Genomic DNA, 16,243 nt, shown 5'->3' on the forward strand with positions numbered 1-16,243 from the left:
CAAATCAATAATCATCATGAATGTTTTGTTTATAATTGGTTGATCCTACTTTCATTATGATTTGCTCATATTTGGTAGAACATGTAACCATGGATTCACATATGCCATATACTTTGACCATGAGGGATGCTTGCGTGGCGTTTCATGGTGAACAGGAGATTTTTCAATGATTAAACGCGTATTGGTTGTTTCAATGGTAGGTCTGTCTCTTGTCGGTTGTGTTAATAACGACACCCTGTCAGGGGATGTTTATACCGCTTCTGAAGCGAAACAAGTACAGAATGTCAGCTATGGCACCATCGTTAACGTACGTCCGGTACAGATTCAGGGCGGTGATGATTCCAACGTTATCGGTGCAATTGGCGGTGCTGTTCTTGGTGGTTTCCTGGGGAATACTGTTGGTGGCGGAACCGGGCGTTCTCTGGCTACTGCAGCAGGCGCTGTTGCAGGTGGCGTAGCTGGTCAGGGCGTACAGAGTGCAATGAACAAAACGCAGGGTGTCGAGCTGGAAATTCGTAAAGACGATGGTAATACCATCATGGTGGTACAGAAACAAGGCAACACTCGTTTCTCTCCGGGCCAACGTGTCGTACTGGCCAGCAATGGCAGTCAGGTGACCGTTTCTCCGCGCTAAATAAGTTTGCGTGTGGTCAGGTTACTGACCACACGCCCCCTTCATTTCACCCTTTGGCCTGTAACTCAATGATATTATGCTCAAGTTTTGCGATGAGCGTAATCAGTTGCTCCAGTTCCTCTGCGGAGATGCCATGTAATATTTCCGCGCGGGTTTTGTTAATAACAGCTTCCATTTCGCTGATCAGTGGCTCTGCCTTTTCCGTCAGTTTAATACGTTTAGCCCGACGATCGCTGGCACAAGTTTGACGCGAAATTAACCCTTTTTCTTCCAGTTGGTCCAGAGTACGGACCAGTGATGGCTGCTCGATGCCAATCGCTTTTGCCAGTTGAATTTGCGACTGGTCTGGAGGTAACTGATGGATATTGTGTAACGTAACCCAATGGGTTTGTGTTAACTCCAGCGGTTTCAGGCGATGGTCTATCAGAGCACGCCATATGCGCACCAACCGTGCCAGATCAGAACCTAGTGGCGATTCCAATTTCATCTCCTTATAATTAGCTTGCTAAGATATTATGCGGCTTTTATAATAGTGTGCAGCAATTGTATTGCTAAAACAAATGTATTGCTGCATTTGGTTACCGTCAGACATATTTTTCAGAAATTGCGCGTAAATTTTTCGCACTTAAAGAATATTTATTAATCTAACGCAATATATTCGGTCGTAAAGGAATCTACTTTGTGAAGTTTATGCTCAATGCAACAGGATTGCCCTTACAAGATCTGGTGTTCGGTGCGTCCGTCTATTTTCCTCCGTTTTTCAAAGCATTCGCGTTTGGATTCGTCATCTGGCTTGTCGTACACCGACTGCTTCGTGGCTGGATCTACGCCGGCGATATCTGGCATCCCTTGTTAATGGATTTATCGCTGTTTGCGATTTGCGTTTGCCTTGCTCTGGCAATACTGATTGCGTGGTAACTATGTCAATTAAAACAATTAAGTATTTCTCAACAATCATTGTAGCGATAGTTGCGGTTCTTGCCGGATGGTGGCTGTGGAATTATTACATGCAATCTCCGTGGACACGCGACGGGAAAATACGCGCAGAACAGGTTTCTATCACCCCACAGGTGTCGGGACGTATTGTTGAGCTGAATATAAAAGACAACCAACTGGTTAACGCGGGGGAACTTCTGCTCACGATCGATAAAACGCCCTTTCAGATCGCCGAGCTGAACGCACAGGCTCAGCTGGCGAAAGCGCAATCTGACCTCGCAAAAGCCAATAACGAAGCGAATCGTCGTCGTCATCTCTCACAAAATTTTATTTTTGCCGAAGAACTCGATACCGCTAACCTCAATGTTAAAGCGATGCAGGCCAGTGTTAATGCCGCACAGGCGACGCTGAAACAGACACAATGGCAACTGGCGCAAACGGAAATTCGCGCCCCGGTGAGTGGATGGGTGACTAACCTCACTACCCGCATCGGCGATTACGCTGACACCGGGAAACCGCTGTTTGCCCTTGTCGACAGCCACTCGTTTTACGTCATTGGTTATTTTGAAGAAACCAAGTTGCGCCATATCCGCGAAGGTGCACCAGCACAAATTACCCTCTATAGTGATAACAAAACGTTACAGGGTCACGTTTCCAGTATCGGTCGGGCGATTTATGATCAGAGCGTTGAAAGTGACTCAAGCCTTATTCCGGATGTGAAACCTAACGTCCCCTGGGTTCGTCTCGCCCAACTCGTTCCCGTCCGCTTTGCGCTGGATAAAGTTCCAGGCGATGTCACGCTGGTGTCGGGCACCACCTGTAGCATTGCCGTAGGTCAATAATGAACGCATCGTCATGGTCCTTGCGCAATTTGCCCTGGTTCAGGGCCACGCTGGCGCAATGGCGTTATGCGTTACGCAATACCATTGCCATGTGTCTGGCGCTGACGGTTGCCTATTATTTGAATCTGGATGAACCCTATTGGGCGATGACCTCGGCTGCAGTGGTTAGCTTTCCCACCGTTGGCGGTGTCATCAGCAAAAGCCTCGGACGCATGGCTGGCAGTTTACTGGGAGCCATTGCGGCACTGCTTCTTGCCGGACATACGCTCAATGAGCCGTGGTTTTTTCTATTGAGCATGTCGGCGTGGCTTGGCTTTTGTACCTAGGCCTGTGCGCACTTCACGAATAACGTCGCGTATGCATTTCAACTGGCGGGCTACACGGCTGCCATCATCGCCTTTCCGATGGTTAATATTACTGAGGCCAGCCAGCTGTGGGATATCGCTCAGGCGCGCGTTTGCGAGGTGATAGTCGGTATTTTGTGCGGCGGCATGATGATGATGATCCTGCCTAGCAGTTCCGATGCTACTGCCCTTTTAACTGCATTGAAAAACATGCACGCCCGATTACTGGAACATGCCAGTTTACTCTGGCAGCCTGAAACAAACGATGCCATTCGTGCAGCACATGAGGGGGTGATTGGGCAGATACTGACCATGAATTTGCTGCGTATCCAGGCTTTCTGGAGCCACTATCGTTTTCGCCAGCAAAACGCGCGCCTTAATGCGCTACTCCACCAGCAATTACGTATGACCAGTGTCATCTCCAGCCTGCGACGTATGTTGCTCAACTGGCCCTCACCGCCAGGTTCCACGCGAGAAATTCTCGAACAATTGCTGACGGCGCTCGCCAGTTCGCAAACAGATGCTTACACCGTCGCACGTATTATCGCCCCGCTACGCCCGACCAACGTCGCCGACTACCGGCACGTCGCCTTCTGGCAGCGACTACGTTATTTTTGCCGCCTTTATCTGCAAAGTAGTCAGGAATTACATCGTCTGCAAAGCGGTGTAGATGATCATGCCAGACTCGCACGGACATCCGCTCTGGCTCGTCATACCGACAACGCCGAAGCTATGTGGAGCGGGCTGCGTACATTTTGTACGTTGATGATGATTGGCGCATGGAGTATTGCATCGCAATGGGATGCCGGTGCCAATGCATTAACGCTGGCAGCAATTAGCTGCGTACTCTACTCCGCCGTCGCAGCACCGTTTAAGTCGTTGTCACTGCTGATGCGCACGCTGGTGTTACTTTCGCTATTCAGCTTTGTGGTCAAATTTGGCCTGATGGTCCAGATTAGCGATCTGTGGCAATTTTTACTGTTTCTCTTTCCACTGCTGGCGACAATGCAGCTTCTTAAATTGCAGATGCCCAAATTTGCCGCACTGTGGGGGCAACTGATTGTTTTTATGGGTTCGTTTATCGCTGTCACTAATCCCCCGGTGTATGATTTTGCTGATTTTCTTAACTATAATCTGGCAAAAATCGTTGGCGTTGCGCTGGCTTGGCTAGCGTTCGCCATTCTGCGTCCAGGATCGGATGCTCGTAAAAGCCGCCGCCATATTCGCGCGCTGCGCCGGGATTTTGTCGATCAGGTAAGCCGCCATCCAACACTGAGTGAAAGCGAATTTGAATCGCTCACTTATCATCACGTCAGTCAGTTGAGTAACAGCCAGGATGCGCTGGCTCGCCGTTGGTTATTACGCTGGGGTGTAGTGCTGCTGAACTGTTCTCATGTTGTCTGGCAATTGCGCGACTGGGAATCGCGTTCCGATCCGTTATCGCGAGTACGGGATAACTGTATTTCACTGTTGCGGGGAGTGATGAGTGAGCGTGGCGTTCAGCAAAAATCACTGGCGGCCACACTTGAAGAATTACAGCGGATTTGCGACAGCCTTGCCCGTCATCATCAACCTGCCGCCCGTGAGCTGGCGGCAATTGTCTGGCGGCTGTACTGCTCGCTTTCGCAACTTGAGCAAGCACCACCGCAAGGTACGCTGGCCTCGTAATTACTTAATTACACCACAGGCATAGCGTTCACCGCCACCGCCCAGCGGTTTAGGTTGATCGGACATATTATCGCCGCCAACGTGGACCATCAGCGCCTTGTCTTTGATTTCATCCAGTGATTTCAGACGAGGCGCGATGACGGCATCGGTAGCTTTGCCGTCATTATTGACGACCAGTGCAGGCAGATCGCCTAAATGCCCGGTACCTTCTGGCCCTTCATGTTTACCGGTATTTTGTGGATCAAGATGCCCGCCTGCGGATTCCGCGGCGCTGGCTTTGCCATCTTTGGTGGCTGGCTGGCAGCTTCCTTTGGCATGAATATGGAAGCCATGTTCACCGGGGGGTAATGCTTTCAGATCGGGTGAAAACTCCAGACCTTTATCGGTTTCAGTAATGGTGACGCTACCAATTGACTGCCCAACCCCTTGCGACGTGACGAGGTTCATCTCGACTTTTTCACTGGCAGCTTGTGCGCCGGTCGCAACAACCAGCGCCAGAATGGCCAGACTAAAACGTTTCATAGGACCTCCGTTCATTGTGCATTCCTGAATAAGTGTAAACCAGTGACACATTTTTGAACGGCGGCTATTCCTAAAAGTGCTTACGGTACGTCGTACCCCAGTGCAGCTTTACGGATACGAAACCATTGTTGACGGGTCATTTTCAGTGTTTCTGCTTCGACAGCTGCCCGTACGCGCTCAATTTTACCTGAGCCGATAATTGGCAGCGGCTGCGACGGTAAACGTAATACCCAGGCGTAAACCACCTGTTCAATCGAGCCCGCGTTTAACTCCTCCGCCACCACAGCCAGTTCATCACGCAGCGGCTGGAAATAATCATCATTAAACAGACGACCACCACCAAGGCAGGACCACGCCATCGGACGAACACGCAGTTGTTGTAGTTGGTCGAGCGTGCCATCCAGCAGTAACGGCTGATGCACCGGGGATATTTCCACCTGATTAGTGGCAAGGGTAAACGGCAGACGTGATTGCAACAGGGCAAATTGCGCAGGCGTAAAGTTCGATACGCCAAAATGACGCACTTTGCCGCTCTGATGCAGATGTTTGAACGCGTCCGCCACTTCATCGGCATCCATTAACGGGTCTGGTCGGTGGATTAACAGCAGATCCAGATGATCGGTCGCGAGATTAATTAGCGACTGTTCGGCGCTCTTAATGATGTGATTGCGGTCAGTGATGTAATGACCAATGACGTTTTCTTCACGCGCGGTCGTCGCGATACCGCATTTACTGACGATTTCCATCCGTTCACGCAGGTGAGGTGCCAGTTTCAGTGCCTCGCCAAACGCCGCTTCGCACTGATAGCCACCATAAATATCAGCATGGTCCACGGTGGTCACGCCGAGATCCAGATGCTCTTCAATAAAACTGACCAGCTGGCGGGCGGACATATTCCAGTCCATCAATCGCCAGTAGCCCATCACAAAACGGGAAAACTCCGGGCCTTCCGGCGCAATAGTAATACGCTGAACCATAATCGCTTCCTCTTATCAGATATGAGAGGAGTATACGCAAGATTAGGTTCAAAAGAGTGATGGTTGCTCCGGTTCGTCTGATGACGCTGGCTTATTTGCGCGTAATTTGCGCATTAATCGCTGCCGACAAAGGCGCAGCACCTCTTGTTTTTCGCCATCGCTCATTTTATTCCAGTTAAAACGCTCATCCCGACTACGAAAACAGCCGCGACAAAACCCGCGTTCGTCAGACTGGCAAATTCCCCGGCACGGGCTCTGGACGGGAAAGAACTCTAATTGCTCCGCCACCTCGCCCTCCTCAGATAAGATTATTACCATTATTGAAGCTGTTAATGTCCAAAGTAGCAACTTTGCTTGCACTAGACCAACTGGTCTACTACACTCCAACGCATGAACAAACACACCGAACATGATACTCGCGAACATCTCTTGGCGACGGGCGAGCAACTTTGCCTGCAACGTGGATTCACCGGGATGGGGCTAAGCGAATTACTAAAAACCGCTGAAGTGCCGAAAGGGTCCTTCTATCACTACTTTCGCTCTAAAGAAGCGTTTGGCGTTGCCATGCTTGAGCGTCATTACGCCGCATATCACCAGCGACTGGCTGAGTTGCTGCAATCCGGCGAAGGTAACTACCGCGACCGCATACTGGCTTATTACCAGCAAACACTGAACCAGTTTTGCCAACATGGAACCATCAGTGGTTGCCTGACAGTAAAACTCTCTGCCGAAGTGTGCGATCTGTCAGAAGATATGCGCAGCGCGATGGATAAAGGTGCTCGCGGCGTGATCGCCCTGCTCTCGCAGGCTCTGGAAAATGGCCGTGAGAACCATTGTTTAACCTTTTGTGGCGAACCGCTACAACAGGCACAAGTGCTTTACGCACTATGGCTTGGCGCGAATCTGCAGGCCAAAATTTCGCGCAGTTTCGAGCCACTGGAAAACGCGCTGGCCCATGTAAAAAACATTATTGCGACGCCTGCCGTTTAGCAGGCATTTTTTATCACCAGACGACCGGGAGCCTTTATGTCATCTGAAAAACTGTATTCCCCACTGAAAGTGGGCGCGATCACGGCGGCAAACCGTATTTTTATGGCACCGCTGACGCGTCTGCGCAGTATTGAACCGGGTGACATTCCTACCCCGTTGATGGCGGAATACTATCGCCAACGTGCCAGTGCCGGTTTGATTATTAGTGAAGCCACGCAAATTTCTGCCCAGGCAAAAGGATATGCAGGTGCGCCTGGCATCCATAGTCCGGAGCAAATTGCCGCATGGAAAAAAATCACCGCTGGCGTTCATGCTGAAAATGGTCATATGGCCTTGCAGCTGTGGCACACCGGACGCATTTCTCACGCCAGCCTGCAACCTGGCGGTCAGGCACCGGTAGCGCCTTCAGCACTTAGCGCGGGAACACGTACTTCTCTGCGCGATGAAAATGGTCAGGCGATCCGCGTTGAAACATCCATGCCCCGTGCGCTTGAACTGGAAGAGATTCCGGGTATCGTCAATGATTTCCGTCAGGCCATTGCTAACGCGCGTGAAGCCGCTTTTGATCTGGTAGAGCTCCACTCTGCTCACGGTTATTTGCTGCATCAGTTCCTTTCCCCTTCTTCAAACCATCGTACCGATCAGTACGGCGGCAGCGTGGAAAATCGCGCACGTTTGGTACTGGAAGTGGTCGATGCCGGGATTGAAGAATGGGGTGCCGATCGCATTGGCATTCGCGTTTCGCCAATCGGTACTTTCCAGAACACAGATAACGGCCCGAATGAAGAAGCCGATGCACTGTATCTGATTGAACAACTGGGTAAACGCGGCATTGCTTATCTGCATATGTCAGAACCAGATTGGGCGGGGGGTGAACCGTATACTGATGCGTTCCGCGAAAAAGTACGCGCCCGTTTCCACGGTCCGATTATCGGCGCAGGTGCATACACAGTAGAAAAAGCTGAAACGCTGATCGGCAAAGGGTTAATTGATGCGGTGGCATTTGGTCGTGACTGGATTGCGAACCCGGATCTGGTCGCCCGCTTGCAGCTCAAAGCTGAGCTTAACCCACAGCGTGCCGAAAGTTTCTACGGTGGCGGCGCGGAAGGCTATACCGATTACCCGACGTTGTAATCCAACATTGCGAGCGGCGTAAAGCCGCCGCTATACTAAAACAACATTTTGAATCTGTTAGCCATTTTGAGGATAAAAAGATGCGTCTTCTTCATACCATGCTGCGCGTTGGCGATTTGCAACGCTCCATCGATTTTTATACCAAAGTGCTGGGCATGAAACTGCTGCGTACCAGCGAAAACCCGGAATACAAATACTCACTGGCGTTTGTTGGCTACGGCCCGGAAACCGAAGAAGCGGTGATTGAACTGACCTACAACTGGGGCGTGGATAAATACGAACTCGGCACTGCTTATGGTCACATCGCGCTTAGCGTAGATAACGCCGCTGAAGCGTGCGAAAAAATCCGTCAAAACGGGGGTAACGTGACCCGTGAAGCGGGTCCGGTAAAAGGCGGTACTACGGTTATCGCGTTTGTGGAAGATCCGGACGGTTACAAAATTGAGTTAATCGAAGAGAAAGACGCCGGTCGCGGTCTAGGCAACTAATCTCCTGCCGGGCGTGAACTCATCGCGCCCGCATCTTTACTGCATCGACAAGTAATATTTGTCATAATGCGCGCTGCAATTTATCCGTATTAAGAGAATCAGATGTCCGATAACGCTCAACTTACCGGTCTGTGCGACCGTTTTCGTGGTTTTTATCCTGTTGTGATCGATGTTGAAACAGCCGGATTTAACGCCAAAACCGATGCGCTGCTTGAGATTGCCGCCATCACCCTGAAAATGGATGAACAAGGCTGGCTGATGCCGGACACCACATTACATTTCCACGTCGAACCATTTGTCGGCGCAAATTTGCAACCAGAAGCCCTCGCCTTCAACGGCATTGACCCGAACGATCCCGATCGCGGCGCGGTCAGCGAATACGAGGCGCTGCACGAAATTTTTAAAGTTGTACGTAAAGGTATTAAAGCGAGCGGCTGTAACCGCGCCATTATGGTGGCGCACAACGCCAATTTTGATCACAGCTTTATGATGGCCGCCGCAGAACGCGCCTCGCTGAAACGTAACCCGTTCCACCCTTTCGCCACTTTTGACACTGCTGCACTGGCCGGGCTGGCACTCGGACAAACCGTATTGTCAAAGGCTTGCCAGACCGCTGGCATGGACTTCGACAGCACCCAGGCGCACTCCGCGCTGTACGACACCGAACGCACTGCTGTGCTGTTTTGTGAAATCGTCAACCGCTGGAAACGTCTGGGAGGCTGGCCGCTACCTGCCGCCGAAGAGGTGTAATCGAGTCGATGCCTGATGACATGCAATGATTCAGGCATCTATAGTGAGGCTATTCCACGCATCAAGCATGATATTCACAGGGAATAGCGTTAATGGCAGATAATCCAGACCCTTCATCGCTCCTGCCGGACGTGTTTTCACCGGCGACCCGCGACTGGTTTCTTCGCGCCTTTAAACAGCCGACCGCTGTCCAGTCGCAAACCTGGCATGTGGCGGCGCGAGGCGAACATGCGCTGGTGATTGCACCGACTGGCTCCGGGAAAACGCTGGCAGCATTTCTCTACGCCCTCGATCGGCTCTTCCGCGAAGGCGGCGAAGATACCCGCGAGGCGCATAAGCGTAAAACCTCACGCATCCTCTATATTTCACCGATAAAAGCCCTGGGCACCGACGTTCAGCGCAACTTGCAGATCCCGTTGAAGGGTATTGCCGATGAACGGCGGCGGCGCGGCGAAACGGTAATTATTGATGAAGTCCACGCGGTAGCGGGCAGTAAACGTGGTGCGCATCTGGCGTTAAGTCTGGAGCGGCTCGATGCGCTGCTCCACACCTCAGCACAGCGAATTGGCCTTTCTGCCACTGTGCGCTCAGCCAGCGATGTGGCAGCATTTCTTGGTGGCGATCGCCCGGTTACGGTAGTCAACCCGCCCGCAATGCGCCATCCGCAGATACGAATTGTCGTACCGGTCGCCAATATGGATGATGTCTCATCGGTCGCCAGCGGCACCGGCGAAGACAGCCATGCCGGCCGGGAAGGCTCCATCTGGCCATATATTGAAACGGGTATCCTTGATGAAGTGTTGCGCCATCGCTCGACCATTGTCTTTACTAATTCACGCGGGCTGGCGGAAAAACTGACGGCACGATTAAATGAGCTTTACGCCGCACGCTTACAGCGTTCCCCGTCTATCGCCGTTGATGCGGCCCATTTCGAGTCGACCTCCGGCGCAACCTCTAACCGTGTACAAAGTAGCGACGTTTTTATTGCCCGCTCACACCACGGCTCCGTCTCTAAAGAACAACGAGCAATCACCGAACAGGCGCTGAAATCGGGTGAATTACGCTGCGTGGTCGCAACCTCCAGTCTTGAACTGGGGATTGATATGGGCGCGGTGGATCTGGTGATTCAGGTGGCAACGCCGCTTTCTGTTGCCAGTGGGTTACAACGCATTGGTCGCGCCGGACATCAGGTTGGCGGTGTATCTAAAGGGCTGTTTTTCCCCCGTACCCGGCGTGATTTAGTCGATTCCGCAGTCATTGTAGAGTGTATGTTCGCAGGCAGGCTGGAAAACCTGACACCACCGCATAATCCTCTCGACGTCCTTGCGCAGCAAACCGTTGCCGCCGCGGCGATGGATGCATTACAGGTAGACGAATGGTACTCCCGCGTACGCCGTACCGCACCGTGGAAAGATCTGCCAAGACGTGTTTTTGACGCCACGCTGGATATGCTTTCCGGGCGCTATCCCTCTGGCGATTTTTCTGCTTTTCGCCCCAAACTGGTCTGGAACAGGGAGACCGGGATATTGACCGCCCGACCTGGCGCTCAATTGTTGGCGGTTACCAGCGGCGGCACCATTCCGGATCGTGGCATGTATAGCGTGTTATTACCCGAAGGTGAAGAAAAGGCCGGTTCGCGGCGGGTGGGTGAACTGGATGAGGAGATGGTATATGAGTCGCGGGTGAACGACATTATCACTCTCGGCGCTACCTCATGGCGGATCCAGCAAATCACCCGCGATCAGGTGATTGTGACTCCTGCTCCGGGTCGTTCTGCCCAGCTCCCCTTCTGGCGTGGTGAAGGTAACGGACGTCCGGCTGAATTAGGCGAGATGATCGGCGATTTTCTTCATTTACTGGCGGATGGCGCGTTCTTTTCCGGGACTATTCCCCCGTGGCTGGCAGAAGAAAATACGAACGCCAATATTCAGGGGTTGATTGACGAGCAACGCAACGCGACGGGCATCGTTCCGGGGAGTCGCCATCTGGTCCTCGAACGGTGCCGTGATGAAATTGGCGACTGGCGTATTATTTTGCACTCTCCCTATGGAAGACGGGTGCATGAACCCTGGGCGCTGGCGATTGCCGGGCGAATACATGCCCTATGGGGCGCTGACGCGTCTGTGGTCGCCAGTGATGACAGCATTGTTGCGCGCATTCCTGACACTGATGGTAAATTGCCCGACGCCGCGATTTTTTTGTTTTAACCAGAAAAGTTGCTGCAAATTGTCCGCGAGGCGGTAGGCAGCTCGGCACTTTTCGCCGCCCGTTTTCGCGAATGCGCCGCGCGGGCATTATTAATGCCGGGCCGCACGCCGGGCCATCGCACCCCGCTTTGGCAACAACGGCTGCGCGCCAGTCAGTTGCTGGAAATCGCTCAGGGATATCCGGATTTTCCGGTCATTCTCGAAACCCTACGCGAATGTCTGCAAGATGTTTATGATCTTCCCGCACTGGAACGTTTGATGCGTCGCCTGAACGGTGGCGAAATTCAAATATCCGATGTAACGACCACTACGCCCTCGCCTTTCGCCACAAGTTTATTGTTCGGCTATGTCGCGGAATTTATGTACCAGAGCGACGCCCCGCTGGCAGAGCGCCGGGCATCCGTACTGTCGCTGGACAGCGAGTTACTGCGCAATCTACTCGGACAGGTCGATCCGGGGGAATTACTCGACCCGCAGGTCATTCGCCAGGTGGAAGAAGAGTTGCAACGACTGGCTCCTGGTAGAAGAGCGAAAGGTGAAGAAGGATTGTTCGACCTGCTGCGCGAACTGGGGCCAATGACCGTTGAAGACCTGGCGCAACGGCATACAGGCAGCAGTGAAGAGGTTGCGTCGTATCTGGAAAATCTTCTTGCAGTAAAACGAATCTTCCCAGCGATGATTAGCGGACAGGAGCGTCTTGCCTGTATGGATGATGCCGCCAGGCTGCGTGATGCCCTCGGCGTACGGCTACCAGAGTCATTGCCAGAGATTTATTTACATAGAGTCAGTTACCCGCTTCGCGACCTCTTTCTGCGCTATCTCCGGGCTCATGCTCTGGTCACGGCTGAACAACTGGCTCATGAGTTTAGTCTCGGTATTGCCATTGTCGAAGAGCAGCTTCAGCAACTGCGTGAACAGGGTCTGGTGATGAATCTGCAACAAGACATCTGGGTGAGCGATGAAGTATTTCGTCGTCTGCGTTTGCGCTCGCTGCAAGCCGCCAGAGAAGCGACGCGTCCCGTTGCAGCCACGACCTATGCGCGATTGCTGCTGGAACGTCAGGGCGTATTACCCGCCACCGATGGTAGCCCGGCGCTCTTTGCCTCAACATCTCCAGGCGTTTATGAGGGCGTAGATGGAGTGATGCGGGTGATCGAACAGCTTGCCGGAGTCGGTTTACCCGCCTCACTCTGGGAAAGCCAGATCCTGCCTGCCCGCGTACGCGACTATTCGCCAGAAATGCTCGATGAATTACTGGCAACCGGAGCGGTTATCTGGTCGGGACAAAAAAAAGCTGGGTGAAGATGACGGCCTGGTGGCACTGCATCTACAGAAATATGCCGCAGAATCGTTCACTCCCGCCGAAGCGGATCAGGCGAATCGTTCGGCGCTGCAGCAAGCGATAATCGCTGTTCTGGCTGACGGAGGAGCCTGGTTTGCACAACAAATCAGCCAACGGATACGCGATAAAATCGTCGAATCGGTTGATTCCTCGGCACTGCAAGAGGCGTTATGGGCGCTGGTCTGGCAAGGCGTCATTACCAGCGATATTTGGGCACCGTTACGCGCCCTCACCCGCAGCAGTTCCAACGCACGCACCTCAACTCGCCGCAGTCACCGGGCTCGTCGTGGGCGTCCTGTCTATGCACAACCCGTCTCGCCGCGGGTATCTTACAACACACCAAATCTGGCTGGACGCTGGTCGTTATTGCAGGTGGAGCCACTAAACGATACCGAAAGGATGCTGGCGCTGGCGGAAAATATGCTCGACCGCTACGGCATCATCAGTCGTCAGGCGGTGATAGCCGAAAATATCCCTGGCGGGTTTCCATCGATGCAAACACTTTGTCGAAGTATGGAAGACTCCGGGCGAATTATGCGAGGTCGTTTTGTAGAAGGTCTGGGTGGCGCGCAATTCGCTGAACGTCTGACTATTGACCGATTGCGCGATCTGGCGACACAAGCCACGCAAACACGCCACTATACACCAGTGGCGCTCTCCGCCAACGATCCGGCTAATGTGTGGGGAAATCTTCTGCCCTGGGCTGCACATCCGGCAACGCTGGTACCAACGCGTCGGGCGGGTGCGCTGGTGGTCGTTTCTGGCGGCAAATTGTTACTCTATCTGGCGCAAGGCGGCAAAAAAATGCTGGTCTGGCAGGAAAAGGAGGAATTACTCGCCCCAGAGATTTTCCAGGCGCTGACCACCGCACTGCGTCGCGAACCAAGGCTGCGCTTTACGCTAACAGAAGTGAATGATCTTCCGGTCCGGCAAACGCCGATGTTTACGCTGCTGCGTGAGGCGGGATTTTCAAGTTCGCCACAAGGGCTGGATTGGGGATAGTTGACATCCTCCACGCCCTGAAAGACGTGGTTCCCTGCTACGTTCAAGCTGTCGCCTGAATCATTTCGGTGGGTTCCTGCTTCAACGAGCGGCCTGACTGCACCATCTCTCCACAGGCAAGAACGGCGTGCCCCGCCGCTAAAATGTTACGAGCGCCATTTACATCGGCGTTCGCTGTATATCCACATACCTGGCATCTGAATTTACTTTGTGACAGGCGGTTTTCTTTCGCTGTATGACCACAGCACGCGCAACGCTGGCTTGTGTACGCTGGCGGAACAGCAAGCACCTGACCGCCACTCCAGAGCTGCTTGTACTCAAGCTGGCGGCGCATTTCATACCAGCCCTGATCCAGTATCGAACGGTTTAAACCTGATTTTGCCCGGACATTGCGCCCCGGCTGGCTGACCGTACCCGCTGCTGACTTTGACATGTTGCTGACCTTCAAATCCTCAATGACTATCATTGCGTGGTTTTTGCTGACGGTCGTTGTGACTTTGTGAAGGTAGTCCCTGCGGATATTTGCGATACAGGAATGCAGTCGCTGTATTTTGCGTTTCTGCTTCTGCCAGTTGTTGCTGAATTTGACCTTCCGGCTTAACTGTCGCTGAAGTCTCGCCAGCGTCTTCTGGTTTTTCTGAAAACTGTTTACAGGCTCAAAGACTGTGCCATCTGACAGCGTGGCGAGTTTAGCCACGCCAGCATCCAGCCCGACCATTGATGCTGAAGGGTGAGCCGGAGTGGATACTTCACTTTCTGTCTGAATACTGATGTACCACGTACCGCAGGACTGGCTGACAGTGACATTTTTCACAACACCCGTGACCTGACGGCTATTCCGGTAGCGCATCCAGCCCAGTTTCGGCAGAAAAATACGGCTGTTTTCCTGATCGAGCTTAACGCCCTGCGGGTAGCGGAATGCATCATTCTGTCACCACTTTTTGAATCGGGGAAAAGCAGCCCGCTTCCGGAAGAAGTTTTTGTAAGCCCGCTCAAGGTCTTTCAGTGACTGTTGCAATGGCTGTGAGGGAGAATCTTTAAGCCATTGCGTTTCAGTGGCATTTTTCCACTCAACCAGCCAGGAAGCCATTTTCCCGTAAGGGATGTATTTATTACCGGCCTCATGATTCTCATTCTGACGTGCCAGAGCACGATTGAAAACGAAACGACATGCGCCTGCGAAGCGCCTCATTTCACACTCCTGTTGACCACCTGGTCTTAACTGGAATTTAAATGCCTGTAATCGTTTCACAGGTCAAATGATACTTTGGTCTGTGAAAAAAGAAACCGATATCCGGCGTGGAAGGCATTGTGTTTTCCTGATGCATGTTCACCTAGTCTTTGTCACCAGATACCGACGCCAGATTTTTGACCATGACGCGACAGAAAAACTACGCACTTACTTTTCAAATGTATGTGCTTATTTTGAAGCTGAACTGGTTGAAATGGATGGCGAACCAGATCACGTCCATTTGTTAATTAACTAACCTCCCAAACTGGCGATATCCAGTCTGGTAAACAGCCTCAAAGGCGTATCGGGTAGGTTACTGCGACGAGATCGACCAGATATGCAGTCAGGTATTACTACAAAAGGCGTTTTGTGGAGTCCTGGCTATTTTGCCAGTAGCTGCGAAGGTGCGCCAATATCCGTCATCCGCCAGTACATTGAACAACAGCAAACACCTGGTCAGGTGGAAAACCGCGCCTTATATCCCCGCCCTGAAGGACGAGGTTTTACGGCGCACCGGATAAAGGACTGACGGATGCCCGTTCGCATCCGTCAGTATTGCAGGACGGATTATTCCGCGTCCGGCTCTTCAGACTTGTATTTAGCGGCAGTTTCTTTGATCAGCTGCTGCAGTTCGCCACGCTGATACATTTCGATCACGATATCACAACCGCCGACCAGCTCGCCGTCAACCCACAGTTGCGGGAAGGTCGGCCAGTTAGCATATTTCGGCAGTTCCGCACGAATGTCCGGATTCTGCAGAATATCAACATAGGCAAAACGTTCGCCACATGCGGCAAGCGCCTGGACTGCCTGGGCAGAGAAACCGCAGCTCGGCAGTTTCGGTGAACCTTTCATGTACAGCAGGATCGGGTTTTCAGCAATCTGGCGTTGGATTTTTTCGATAGTGGTGCTCATTGTCTTGCTTCCTCAAACTTCTTTACGGCAGTAATCTGACATTGTAGCGGGTCAGTGCGGCATCGGAAAATAACATTTTCATCACGCTTTTGCTATTTTATCCCTTTGCTCTATTTGTTGCATTTCAAATATTCGTTTCTTCTCTGATGCGCGGCAAACTGGCGTATTTATAACCATTTTTAGCTTTCACTGCTGCATTTTTTTGCGCTCGCCAACGAAACGTATTTTTTAACAATAAAAGCTATTAACTTTCTCTTCTTC

Annotated in this window: 12 protein-coding genes, 3 pseudogenes and 3 other annotated features; of the genes and pseudogenes, 9 read left to right on the top strand and 6 right to left on the bottom strand. The window is 52.3% G+C overall.

What is annotated here, in order from left to right; all coding sequences use genetic code 11:
- The first annotated feature begins 166 nt into the window (after window positions 1-166).
- Window positions 167-634: a hypothetical protein gene (gene slyB, locus SF1668; protein NP_707543.1), complete on the top strand. Its 468-nt coding sequence runs from the start codon at window positions 167-169 to the stop codon at window positions 632-634.
- A gap of 46 nt (window positions 635-680) precedes the next feature.
- Here the strand turns inward: slyB and slyA are convergent, their stop codons facing one another.
- On the bottom strand, window positions 681-1,121 hold the full coding sequence (slyA, locus tag SF1669; protein ID NP_707544.3) for a transcriptional regulator: 441 nt from the start codon (window positions 1,119-1,121) through the stop codon (window positions 681-683).
- A 194-nt stretch (window positions 1,122-1,315) separates the two neighbouring features.
- Here slyA and SF1670 point away from each other — a divergent pair, with 194 nt between their 5' ends.
- The 3 genes and pseudogenes from SF1670 to SF1672 all read left to right on the top strand — a co-directional run bounded on the left by SF1670 (window position 1,316) and on the right by SF1672 (window position 4,420).
- Window positions 1,316-1,552, top strand: coding sequence for a hypothetical protein (locus SF1670; RefSeq protein NP_707545.1), 237 nt, complete (start codon window positions 1,316-1,318; stop codon window positions 1,550-1,552).
- Window positions 1,546-2,412, top strand: a complete 867-nt coding sequence (locus tag SF1671; RefSeq protein NP_707546.1) for a hypothetical protein — start codon at window positions 1,546-1,548, stop codon at window positions 2,410-2,412. The genes SF1670 and SF1671 overlap by 7 nt, the downstream gene beginning before the upstream one ends.
- Window positions 2,412-4,420: a sequence feature (Similar to Escherichia coli K12 conserved hypothetical protein gi: 1787933 (671 aa). BLAST with identity of 98% in 670 aa. This CDS contains an in-frame stop codon. The sequence has been checked and is believed to be correct.), on the top strand. (Overlaps the previous gene by 1 nt.)
- Window positions 2,412-4,420: pseudogene (locus tag SF1672) on the top strand. Its footprint overlaps the feature before it by 2,009 nt. The gene SF1671 and the pseudogene SF1672 overlap by 1 nt, the downstream one beginning before the upstream one ends.
- Window positions 4,421-4,424: 4 nt before the next feature.
- Here the strand turns inward: SF1672 and sodC are convergent.
- The 3 genes from sodC to SF1675 all read right to left on the bottom strand — a co-directional run bounded on the left by sodC (window position 4,425) and on the right by SF1675 (window position 6,349).
- Complete coding sequence (gene sodC, locus SF1673) at window positions 4,425-4,961, bottom strand: superoxide dismutase (protein ID NP_707547.2); 537 nt, start codon at window positions 4,959-4,961, stop codon at window positions 4,425-4,427.
- A gap of 65 nt (window positions 4,962-5,026) precedes the next feature.
- Window positions 5,027-5,923 carry a hypothetical protein gene (locus tag SF1674; RefSeq protein NP_707548.1) on the bottom strand — a complete coding sequence of 299 codons (897 nt, stop codon included), beginning with the start codon at window positions 5,921-5,923 and terminating at the stop codon, window positions 5,027-5,029.
- Between the two features lie 48 nt (window positions 5,924-5,971).
- The gene (locus SF1675) at window positions 5,972-6,349 is read right to left on the bottom strand and encodes a hypothetical protein (protein NP_707549.2); all 378 of its coding nucleotides are present in this window, start codon (window positions 6,347-6,349) and stop codon (window positions 5,972-5,974) included.
- On the opposite strand from SF1675, the gene SF1676 reads away from it, so the two are divergent.
- From SF1676 to lhr, 5 genes and pseudogenes are all read left to right on the top strand, one after another.
- Window positions 6,314-6,913, top strand: a complete 600-nt coding sequence (locus SF1676) for a hypothetical protein (RefSeq protein NP_707550.2) — start codon at window positions 6,314-6,316, stop codon at window positions 6,911-6,913. The two genes, SF1675 and SF1676, sit on opposite strands and share 36 nt — an antisense overlap.
- A gap of 36 nt (window positions 6,914-6,949) precedes the next feature.
- Window positions 6,950-8,047 (top strand): N-ethylmaleimide reductase, encoded by a 1,098-nt coding sequence (nemA, locus tag SF1677; protein NP_707551.1) that lies wholly within the window; start codon window positions 6,950-6,952, stop codon window positions 8,045-8,047.
- Between the two features lie 80 nt (window positions 8,048-8,127).
- Window positions 8,128-8,535 (top strand): glyoxalase, encoded by a 408-nt coding sequence (gene gloA / locus SF1678; RefSeq protein ID NP_707552.1) that lies wholly within the window; start codon window positions 8,128-8,130, stop codon window positions 8,533-8,535.
- A 102-nt stretch (window positions 8,536-8,637) separates the two neighbouring features.
- Window positions 8,638-9,285 carry a ribonuclease T gene (gene rnt, locus SF1679; protein ID NP_707553.1) on the top strand — a complete coding sequence of 216 codons (648 nt, stop codon included), beginning with the start codon at window positions 8,638-8,640 and terminating at the stop codon, window positions 9,283-9,285.
- 92 nt (window positions 9,286-9,377) lie between these two features.
- Window positions 9,378-13,836: a sequence feature (Similar to Escherichia coli K12 member of ATP-dependent helicase superfamily II gi: 1787942 (1539 aa). BLAST with identity of 98% in 1486 aa. This CDS contains an in-frame stop codon. The sequence has been checked and is believed to be correct.), on the top strand.
- Window positions 9,378-13,836 (top strand): annotated as a pseudogene (gene lhr / locus SF1680). It overlaps the preceding feature by 4,459 nt.
- 47 nt (window positions 13,837-13,883) lie before the next feature.
- Window positions 13,884-15,088, bottom strand: a sequence feature (Similar to Escherichia coli K12 virulence protein gi: 1787702 (403 aa). BLAST with identity of 98% in 401 aa. This CDS contains an in-frame stop codon. The sequence has been checked and is believed to be correct.).
- Here the strand turns inward: lhr and SF1681 are convergent.
- Together SF1681 and ydhD are read right to left on the bottom strand one after the other, a co-directional pair.
- A pseudogene (locus SF1681) lies at window positions 13,884-15,088 on the bottom strand. It overlaps the preceding feature by 1,205 nt.
- Window positions 15,089-15,634: 546 nt before the next feature.
- Window positions 15,635-15,982, bottom strand: coding sequence for a glutaredoxin-4 (gene ydhD, locus SF1682; RefSeq protein NP_707554.1), 348 nt, complete (start codon window positions 15,980-15,982; stop codon window positions 15,635-15,637).
- Window positions 15,983-16,243 lie beyond the last annotated feature (261 nt).

The organism is Shigella flexneri 2a str. 301 (assembly GCF_000006925.2).
GTDB lineage: Bacteria > Pseudomonadota > Gammaproteobacteria > Enterobacterales > Enterobacteriaceae > ECMA0423.

Excerpts from the sequence above, each read along its gene's own strand:
- slyB (NP_707543.1), top strand. The coding sequence starts at position 167 with ATGATTAAACGCGTATTGGTTGTTTCAATGGTAGGTCTGTCTCTTGTC.
- slyA (NP_707544.3), bottom strand. The coding sequence starts at position 1,121 with ATGAAATTGGAATCGCCACTAGGTTCTGATCTGGCACGGTTGGTGCGC.
- sodC (NP_707547.2), bottom strand. The coding sequence starts at position 4,961 with ATGAACGGAGGTCCTATGAAACGTTTTAGTCTGGCCATTCTGGCGCTG.
- SF1674 (NP_707548.1), bottom strand. The coding sequence starts at position 5,923 with ATGGTTCAGCGTATTACTATTGCGCCGGAAGGCCCGGAGTTTTCCCGT.
- SF1676 (NP_707550.2), top strand. The coding sequence starts at position 6,314 with ATGAACAAACACACCGAACATGATACTCGCGAACATCTCTTGGCGACG.
- SF1675 (NP_707549.2), bottom strand. The coding sequence starts at position 6,349 with ATGTTCGCGAGTATCATGTTCGGTGTGTTTGTTCATGCGTTGGAGTGT.
- nemA (NP_707551.1), top strand. The coding sequence starts at position 6,950 with ATGTCATCTGAAAAACTGTATTCCCCACTGAAAGTGGGCGCGATCACG.
- gloA (NP_707552.1), top strand. The coding sequence starts at position 8,128 with ATGCGTCTTCTTCATACCATGCTGCGCGTTGGCGATTTGCAACGCTCC.
- rnt (NP_707553.1), top strand. The coding sequence starts at position 8,638 with ATGTCCGATAACGCTCAACTTACCGGTCTGTGCGACCGTTTTCGTGGT.
- ydhD (NP_707554.1), bottom strand. The coding sequence starts at position 15,982 with ATGAGCACCACTATCGAAAAAATCCAACGCCAGATTGCTGAAAACCCG.